This window comes from Mucilaginibacter sp. (genome assembly GCF_028288105.1).
GTDB lineage: Bacteria > Bacteroidota > Bacteroidia > Sphingobacteriales > Sphingobacteriaceae > Mucilaginibacter.
Map to the genome: position 1 here is coordinate 1 of NZ_JAQBOI010000220.1, position 7,919 is coordinate 7,919.

11 protein-coding genes are annotated in these 7,919 nt (G+C 42.5%); 4 read left to right on the forward strand and 7 right to left on the reverse strand.

Annotation, left to right across the window (positions count from 1 at the left end; translation table 11 throughout):
- The 3 genes from JWQ85_RS21935 to JWQ85_RS14995 all read right to left on the reverse strand — a co-directional run.
- On the reverse strand, positions 1-80 hold an 80-nt coding region (locus JWQ85_RS21935), incomplete at its 3' end, for a DUF5670 family protein (RefSeq protein ID WP_367186222.1).
- A gap of 135 nt (positions 81-215) precedes the next feature.
- The gene (locus tag JWQ85_RS14990; RefSeq protein WP_002996718.1) at positions 216-437 is read right to left on the reverse strand and encodes a DUF2795 domain-containing protein; all 222 of its coding nucleotides are present in this window, start codon (positions 435-437) and stop codon (positions 216-218) included.
- 85 nt (positions 438-522) lie between these two features.
- Positions 523-1,071, reverse strand: coding sequence for a cob(I)yrinic acid a,c-diamide adenosyltransferase (locus JWQ85_RS14995; protein WP_299469361.1), 549 nt, complete (start codon positions 1,069-1,071; stop codon positions 523-525).
- 224 nt (positions 1,072-1,295) lie between these two features.
- On the opposite strand from JWQ85_RS14995, the gene JWQ85_RS15000 reads away from it, so the two are divergent.
- Positions 1,296-2,297, forward strand: a complete 1,002-nt coding sequence (locus JWQ85_RS15000) for a chitinase (protein WP_299469363.1) — start codon at positions 1,296-1,298, stop codon at positions 2,295-2,297.
- A 230-nt stretch (positions 2,298-2,527) separates the two neighbouring features.
- Here JWQ85_RS15000 and JWQ85_RS15005 read toward each other — a convergent pair whose 3' ends face one another.
- Positions 2,528-3,742 (reverse strand): penicillin-binding protein activator, encoded by a 1,215-nt coding sequence (locus JWQ85_RS15005; RefSeq protein WP_299469365.1) that lies wholly within the window; start codon positions 3,740-3,742, stop codon positions 2,528-2,530.
- A gap of 137 nt (positions 3,743-3,879) precedes the next feature.
- Between JWQ85_RS15005 and JWQ85_RS15010 the strand changes: the two genes are divergently transcribed.
- Positions 3,880-4,503, forward strand: a complete 624-nt coding sequence (locus JWQ85_RS15010) for a hypothetical protein (protein ID WP_299469367.1) — start codon at positions 3,880-3,882, stop codon at positions 4,501-4,503.
- Between the two features lie 155 nt (positions 4,504-4,658).
- Here the strand turns inward: JWQ85_RS15010 and JWQ85_RS15015 are convergent, their stop codons facing one another.
- From JWQ85_RS15015 to JWQ85_RS15025, 3 genes are all read right to left on the reverse strand, one after another.
- Positions 4,659-5,420, reverse strand: coding sequence for an ABC transporter ATP-binding protein (locus JWQ85_RS15015; RefSeq protein WP_299469369.1), 762 nt, complete (start codon positions 5,418-5,420; stop codon positions 4,659-4,661).
- Positions 5,421-5,562: 142 nt separating this feature from the next.
- Positions 5,563-5,850: an Asp-tRNA(Asn)/Glu-tRNA(Gln) amidotransferase subunit GatC gene (gatC, locus tag JWQ85_RS15020; protein ID WP_299469371.1), complete on the reverse strand. Its 288-nt coding sequence runs from the start codon at positions 5,848-5,850 to the stop codon at positions 5,563-5,565.
- Positions 5,825-6,529, reverse strand: a complete 705-nt coding sequence (locus JWQ85_RS15025; protein ID WP_299469373.1) for a 1-acyl-sn-glycerol-3-phosphate acyltransferase — start codon at positions 6,527-6,529, stop codon at positions 5,825-5,827. The genes gatC and JWQ85_RS15025 overlap by 26 nt, the downstream gene beginning before the upstream one ends.
- An 89-nt stretch (positions 6,530-6,618) precedes the next feature.
- On the opposite strand from JWQ85_RS15025, the gene trpS reads away from it, so the two are divergent.
- Both trpS and JWQ85_RS15035 read left to right on the forward strand, forming a co-directional pair.
- Complete coding sequence (gene trpS, locus JWQ85_RS15030; RefSeq protein WP_299469375.1) at positions 6,619-7,614, forward strand: tryptophan--tRNA ligase; 996 nt, start codon at positions 6,619-6,621, stop codon at positions 7,612-7,614.
- Positions 7,615-7,743: 129 nt separating this feature from the next.
- The coding region (locus tag JWQ85_RS15035) for a deoxynucleoside kinase (RefSeq protein ID WP_299469376.1) at positions 7,744-7,919 on the forward strand (176 nt) is incomplete at its 3' end.

Consider the following 7,919-nt stretch of genomic DNA (forward strand, 5'->3'; position numbering starts at 1 on the left):
CCGCCAGAGCCGGCGTAAAAATATCCAAATGCCCATCCTATAACCAGGATAACAGCAATAATGTACAATAAGCCTCTCATAATGTATTATTTTTTTAGTGTTTAGTATTAAATAAGTAATATTAACATTGTAATACTAAAATCATTCCAAAAAAATGGCACAACAAAAAAGCCCTTTAATTTAATAAAGGGCTTTTTGTATCTCGCTACGGATGATCAATATTCATCTTCGTTGAAAAAGAAGTCGTCTTTGGTAGGATAATCCGGCCAAATCTCCTCTATATTTTCATACGGTTCACCATCATCCTCAAGTGCCTGCAGGTTTTCTATAACCTCTACCGGCGCTCCTGAACGTATAGCGTAATCAATTAATTCATCTTTAGTTGCAGGCCATGGCGCATCTTCAAGGTGCGATGCTAATTCAAGTGTCCAATACATGTTTTTATATTAAAATGGTAAATCTTGCTTTTTGGCAAAAGTATAATATTTTTAAATTGATTTTTACTATTTTTTTGTAATTTTTTTATAACCGTGGTATCCATTGATTTTCAGGCACTTTGTTATCGTGCCCAATCGCCCTCGCCAGGGTGAACAGGTAATCGCTCAATCTGTTCAGATAAATATTCACTTTTTCATCTACGGTACTTTCTTCGGCCAAATGCACGCTTAGCCTTTCGGCACGGCGGCATACGCAACGCGCTATATGACAGTACGATACAGTATTACTACCGCCCGGTAAAATAAAATGCCTTAGTTCGGGCAGCGTCTCGTTCATCCTGTCCATCTCCTTTTCCAGCAGTTCAATATCCCCGGGGTGCAGGTCGGGTATTACCATTCGCGATTTTTCGGGGTCGGCTGCCAGCGAAGAGCCAATAGTGAATAGCCTGTCTTGTATTTGTTTCAGCAGATCCTTATCGTAAGCGCTGATATCCTGATCGCGGATAAGGCCGATATAGGAGTTCAGCTCATCTACCGTACCATAACTTTCTATGCGCAGGTGGTGCTTGGGCACCCGTGTGCCGCCAATTAATGAGGTGTACCCCTTATCGCCGGTTTTAGTATATATCTTCATAAAAATAACAGCAATTTAAATGCGTTTAAGCTGTACAATGTTTTTTAACCACAGAGGGCACTGAGATTTGCAATTCGGTTAACACAGAGAATACAGTGGTTTAAATAAATCTCTGTGTACTCTGTGAATTCCCCTCGGTGCACTCTTTGGTTAAAACTAAATAAATGTGCAATTTTAAACTTAAACTTGCATATCGTGTTTGTCAAATATATTATTTAGAAACTATGAAATCCATAATATCATCAGCCAGGATAGCACTTGTTTGTTTATTTACAGTTGCATTACTAAGCTTTAAATGCAGCAATGGCAACACAAAGGCGCCTGCTGCAGAAACACCAAAGCCTAAAGCAGATTTTTCAACACTTTTAACCGAACAGCAATTTAACGCCCTTTTTCCGGAACGCGACAAGTTTTATACTTACCAGGCATTTATAAAAGCCGTGAACGACCTGGCCCAAATAAAGGTACAGGTGATACGCAGGGCGGTTTCGGTATACCAATTCACCCGCACCGATAAAACTACCGGTAAAGCCACCGTAGTGCGCCAGGATGGCGATTGGAACGAAGCCTGGGCCAAAGTAAAACCGGATAGTACCTATACTGTTGACTATGGTAATTTTTGTACCGAAAAGGATGCCAACACCAATAAACGCGAACTGGCCGCCTTTTTCGCGCAAATAGCACACGAAACCCGCCACGGCCGCAACGAAAGCTATACCGACGGGCTAATGCTGATACATGAAGATAATACATCATTAAATTATGTGAGCGACAGTGACGAGTATCCGCCTGTTAAGGGGCAAAAATATTATGGCCGCGGGCCAATGCAAATAAGCTATAACGGTAACTACGGCTATGCATCTGATTGTATTTTTGGCGATAAGAAAGTATTGCTAAACAACCCCGGCCTGGTAGAAACCGACCCGGTAGTAGCTTTTAAAACAGCCATCTATTTTTGGATGACGCCCGAAACCCACAAACCATCGGCCCATGATGTAATGATCGGTAAATGGCAGCCAAAGGCCACCGATAAAGCCAAAGGCCGCACCCCCGGCTTCGGCATGACGATACTGATTGTTAACGGCGACCTGGAATGCAACAAGGGCGAGGATAATTACAGCATGAAAGACCGCATTGGCTTTTACCAGTTCTTCCTGAAAAAATTAGGCGTAACCGATGATAATTGCGCCTGTAGCTGTGGGAAAATGCAGCCGTATAAGTATTAGAGCTTAGGCTAAAGCCATTTGCTTCTTGCTTATCTCCGTTGGCTGAAGCCAACGGCAATGAAAATATTGCCACAAACCGAGGTTCATTGCCGTCCCATTTATGGGACGGATAAATAAATCACGTAAATGACTTTGAAGCTTAACCGGCGGAACGCAACAGTAAAAAGGGGAACCAACTTAGCTCCCCTTTTTACTATCTAAAATTCGGTGTCCTCACCGAATTTATTTACTTATTCTGATTTTTCTTTAAATGTCCAGCTATAAGTACCATCAACAGCAGATTTGATAATACCAAAATAATCAAATATACCGCTTGCACGGTCGCCGGCTTCGTCAAGCGCATCGCTGCCTGTAATACCCTGGTGTTTGTTGGCTTGCTCTACAAAGCTTGTTTTTAGTTTGGCGAAGTCGCTTACATCACCATTATTGGCTTCAATAGTATAAGCAATGGCCCAAACAGCATCGTAAGCTGCTAATGCAAAAGCATCTGCATCTAATTTAGTTTTTCCCTTGATCTTATCGGCAATAGGTTTGTACTGGGTTTCTAAACTGGCGGGCAAACCAACAGATGGTGCAAAAAAGCTTGTCGCGATAGCAAAATCTGCTACTTTAGCCTCTTTGGTATAGGCCGCGCTTAAAACAGCGCCATCGCCACCGTACCACTTAACAGCAGCAAGGGTAGGCTCATTAGCAGCCAGCTTCATTATTTCTGTACCCTCATCAAACGATGCCAAATACACGCCAACCTTATCGGCGCCATAAGTTGCAGTGTATGCCGCTACTTTTGTTTTAATATCGGCAACAACCGCACTATAATCTGCACCTATGGCGAAAGGTGTTACAGCGCTAACCACACCACCTTTGGCTATAAATGCCGCGCTAACTGATGTTTGTAAGCCTTTATTCCCTGCATCATCCTGCGTAACGGTTACCAAAGCCGTTTGGCCTTTTTTGTAAATAGTATTTGCCATTGCCGCGCCTTCAATTTTATCTGAAGGGCAAAAACGGAATATAGCATCGCCCGGTATAGCTAAACTGCCGGCGGTACTGCTTTGGCTTATTACAATAATGTTCGATTGATCTACCTCTGGTTTTATAGCGGCTAACTCAGAACTGCTTTGAGGGCCTATAATGAAACTAACCCCATCAGCCTCCGCATTTTTAAAATGTGCAACGGCAATATCCGCGGAATGCTTGGTATCAACCACATCTACGCCAATGCTATATGGATAGCCTTTGTCGGCAAAATATTTATTAACATCAGCAGCAGCAAGCTGAATAGCCGCGCTCGAGGTTACCCCTAACGTATTACCGCTGCCTGTTATAGTCAACAAGCCCCTAATGTTGATAGCCCGCACTATCTGAACTCTTTTTGATTTTTTACACGACTGAAACACCAGCGCGACAGCCAGCAACGCAATAACGGGAAGTAATATTTTTCTCATTTTAATTGTACAAATGTTTAGTGCTGCAAAATACGTTTAATTTAGGGTTTTGTTTATTTAGCCGTAGTTGATAATGAATTTGTTACTTAATTGTAACATCTGTTATTATATTTAGTCTGATTTTTTATTTATCACAAATGAATACACTTTTATTTGACACCACGGGGTTATCATCAATTGAAACAGATGCTTTCGACGCTACCTGCAAGGCATTGAAAGATGAGTTTAAAATAGAGGTGCCCGGATATATAGATTTTCAACTGGAACAATTTGAGGTATTGAACCACCATCAAGCCGTTAACATTCGCGATACATTCGCTATAAAAAACCCATGCGGGGATAGTTATCTTTTGTTTGTAGATATGAATACCGCGCATGCCCCTGTAAAAGGGCGAACGTCTTACTATACCGAGTACCAGCCCTGGGCTCTCGCCTATTTAAAGCGCGATTATGGCCGGGTATTCATCCGCACCGAAACCATTATTGATAAGATCCGCGAGATAATTTTCCCTATCGAGCTTGATTTTAAAGAGGACAAGCCATTTAGCGACCGGTATTATGTGCTAACAGATGATAAGCACAAAGCCGAACAGGCCATAACACAGGAGTTTAGAGATGCCATGATGGCTATACAGGAAACAGATTTTGTGGTCGAGATATTCGAACATACCCTCATCATTGGCAACCGCAAACCCATTACCCCCGAGCATACGCTTTACCTTGCTGACTTTGTTGCAAGGCTGGCAAAGTTGAAGTGTTAATTTTTACTTGTCATGCTGAACGCGGTGAAGCATCTAATCGCCGACTTGCATGTAGCCGATAGATCCTTCGCTACCGCTCAGGATGACAATAGTCTCAAAAAAAAGCCCTCTTCGCAAAGCAAAGAGGGCTTTCTACTTATATAAAACGAAAAAAACTATTCTTTTTCTAAATTAACAGGCTCTGGCACGCGCTTACTCACCACTTGAATATGCTCGTTCAGGTAATCGTTTTCAACCAGGCCATCGCGCATACGCACAATACGATGGGCGTGCATGGCAATATCTTCTTCGTGGGTAACCAATATAATGGTATTCCCTTTAGCGTGGATATCTTCCAGCAGGCCCATAATTTCTATAGATGTTTTAGTATCCAGGTTACCGGTAGGCTCATCTGCAAGAATAATAGATGGATCGTTGATGAGGGCACGGGCCACAGCCACACGCTGACGCTGGCCACCCGATAATTCATTTGGGCGGTGATCTGTACGGTTACCAAGGCCTACATTTTCAAGGGCCTGGCGTGCGCGTGCATTACGTTTTTCTTTATTGATGCCGGCGTAAACCAATGGCAGGGCAACATTATCTAAAGCGCTGTTACGCGGTAAAAGGTTAAATGTTTGAAAAACGAAGCCAATTTCGGCATTACGCACTTCGGCCAAATCGTTATCCGTCATGTGGCTAACATTAATACCATTAAGAATGTATTCGCCTTTGGTTGGGGTATCCAAACAACCCAAAATATTCATCAGGGTTGATTTGCCCGAACCGGAAGGCCCCATTAGCGCCACAAATTCGCCCTTGTTAATAGTTAAGGTTACCGATTTTATCGCGTGGATAATTTCAGAACCGATAACGTATTTACGACCGATATCTTTAATGGTAATAAGGGGCTTATCTTTAGTGGTAACTATTGCCATATTCCGTTTTTGTTTACTTTGACAGTGTAGTGGTATAAAATGTTACACGATGAAAAGATAAAAGATTTCAAGAATCAGGAATCAAGATTTTGTCCTGGTCTTGATTCTTATGTCTTAACTTCTTGACTCTATTTCCCTGACTCTATTTTATCACCTTTTCCACTAAAAAGTGACTTTCGTCGTGGTCGGGTGCGTTTTGTAAAGCTTCTTCGGTTGTAATTTCCTGCTTAACAACATCCTCGCGCAAAACATTTGGCTCGGCGGTCATATAAACAAGGGGTTCAACGCCGGTGGTATCCACCTCGTTCAGCTTATCCATAAAGCCCAGTATCTTGTTCATGTCCTTTATCATTCCCTTTTTCTCGTCGGCTGCAAGTTGCAGCCTTGCCAGATGGGCTATTTTATCAACTGTTTGTTCGTCTATGGTCATGCTCGTTAATTTTATTATTGATAATGGCGTGCACCTCATCGCGCAGGGCATCAGCATCATCAATAGTTAAATGCGCCGTTTCAATAGGCTTATGTACAAATATATCACATACACCCGGTTTTGAACCATATTTATGGCCATCATCCCAAAAAATTTTCCAGGTGTTTATTGATGTTATCGGGATAATAGGCACTTTAAGCTCAATAGCCATACGGAAAGGGCCATTTTTAAACTGGTGCAGGTCTGGCGGGTAATTGTCAGGAATGGTTGCCTCGGGGAATATAATAACCGTAATGCCATTGTGCAGCCTATCCATAGCCAATTTAAATGCCCGGAAAGATGCCATCTTACTTCCCCTGTTCACTGGTATATCTACCGTACGGAAGAATAGGCGGGTTACTATCCCCTCTACCAATTCCTCTTTACCCATAAAACAGCAGTTGCTTTTTACCAACAGGCTCATGGCGGTAATATCAAGGTTACTGGTATGATTGGGGCAAACTATGTAAGTTTTGCTCCAATCTACAGGCTCTTCAAAATGATAATGATACCTTATCCCCACACAAAACGAACTCACCAAACCCCATATACGGCGTAAACGGTTTAGGTGCTTATACCTTTGCGGTTTGCGCGAACAGTAGAACATCAGGGGCCATAACAGAAAGTAAAAAAGTCCCACACTGCACTGGTAAAGGTATAGGTGCACTTTCTTCAATATCATTTTCATCGCCCTCAAAAATAGAAAAAATACTTACTTTCGCCCCCTATATGGAAACTGTTGTTAGTGGTATACGTTCTACCGGAAATTTGCACTTAGGTAATTACTACGGAGCTGTTCAAAACTTCGTGAAAATGCAGCATGAATACAAGTGCTTTTTTTTTATAGCCGACCTGCACTCGTTAACTACGCACCCTACCCCTGCCAATTTGCATGGCAATGTTAAACAGGTATTGGTAGAGTATTTAGCGGCCGGTATCGACCCCGAAAAAGCCACCATTTACATACAAAGCGATGTGCCCGAGGTTGCAGAGCTTTACCTATATCTAAACATGAACGCCTATATGGGCGAGCTGGAACGCAGTACATCTTTTAAAGATAAAGTACGCGCCAACCCCGATAACGTAAACGCGGGCCTTTTAACCTACCCGGTTTTAATGGCTGCCGATATATTGATACACAAGGCAACCAAAGTACCTGTTGGTAAAGATCAGGAACAACACCTGGAAATGTCGCGCACTTTTGGCAACCGTTTTAACAGGTTATACAATAACGACTACTTCCCCGAGCCTTACGCTTTTTCGTTTGGCGAGAGCCTGGTAAAAATACCGGGACTTGATGGTAAGGGCAAAATGGGTAAAAGCGAAGGTGAAGGCAATGCCATATTCTTATCAGATACGCCCGAAGCTATCCGCAAAAAGGTAATGCGCGCTGTTACCGATGCGGGCCCTACACAGGATAACCAGCCAAAACCACAGGAAATACAGAACCTGTTCGATCTCATGAATGTGGTATCTACACCGGATACTTTGGCGCATTTCGATAACCTGTACAATACCTGTGCTATCCGTTATGGCGACTTGAAAAAACAGCTTGCCGAAGATATGATCATCGCGACAGCACCTATCCGCGAAAAAATTAATGATATTGCTAACGATGCCCCTTTATTAAGGCAGGTTGCCCGTTACGGAGCTGCCAAGGCACGCGAAAGCGCCTCAAAAACCATTAAAGAAATAAGGGAAATTATCGGTTTCAGGAATTTTTAGTAGGTTCATTGTTGTTGGTTCATCGTTCATGGCGTATATTAGCCAATTAGCTAAATATAGTTTGCGCGATGATTGCTGACCATGAACTATTATCTATTAACCATGAACAAATAATCGCAATAAAATAATATGCACATAGCTATTGTAGGAAATATTGGCGCCGGTAAAACTACACTTACCGAAATGTTAGCGAAAAATTACGGCTGGGAACCCCTTTACGAAGCGGTTGATAATAACCCCTACCTGGAAGATTTTTATAACGAGATGAAACGCTGGAGCTTTAACCTCCAAATATATTTCCTGAA

Excerpts from the sequence above, each read along its gene's own strand:
- JWQ85_RS15000 (WP_299469363.1), top strand. The coding sequence starts at position 1,296 with ATGAAATCCATAATATCATCAGCCAGGATAGCACTTGTTTGTTTATTT.
- JWQ85_RS14995 (WP_299469361.1), bottom strand. The coding sequence starts at position 1,071 with ATGAAGATATATACTAAAACCGGCGATAAGGGGTACACCTCATTAATT.
- JWQ85_RS15010 (WP_299469367.1), top strand. The coding sequence starts at position 3,880 with ATGAATACACTTTTATTTGACACCACGGGGTTATCATCAATTGAAACA.
- JWQ85_RS15015 (WP_299469369.1), bottom strand. The coding sequence starts at position 5,420 with ATGGCAATAGTTACCACTAAAGATAAGCCCCTTATTACCATTAAAGAT.
- trpS (WP_299469375.1), top strand. The coding sequence starts at position 6,619 with ATGGAAACTGTTGTTAGTGGTATACGTTCTACCGGAAATTTGCACTTA.
- gatC (WP_299469371.1), bottom strand. The coding sequence starts at position 5,850 with ATGACCATAGACGAACAAACAGTTGATAAAATAGCCCATCTGGCAAGG.
- JWQ85_RS14990 (WP_002996718.1), bottom strand. The coding sequence starts at position 437 with ATGTATTGGACACTTGAATTAGCATCGCACCTTGAAGATGCGCCATGG.
- JWQ85_RS15005 (WP_299469365.1), bottom strand. The coding sequence starts at position 3,742 with ATGAGAAAAATATTACTTCCCGTTATTGCGTTGCTGGCTGTCGCGCTG.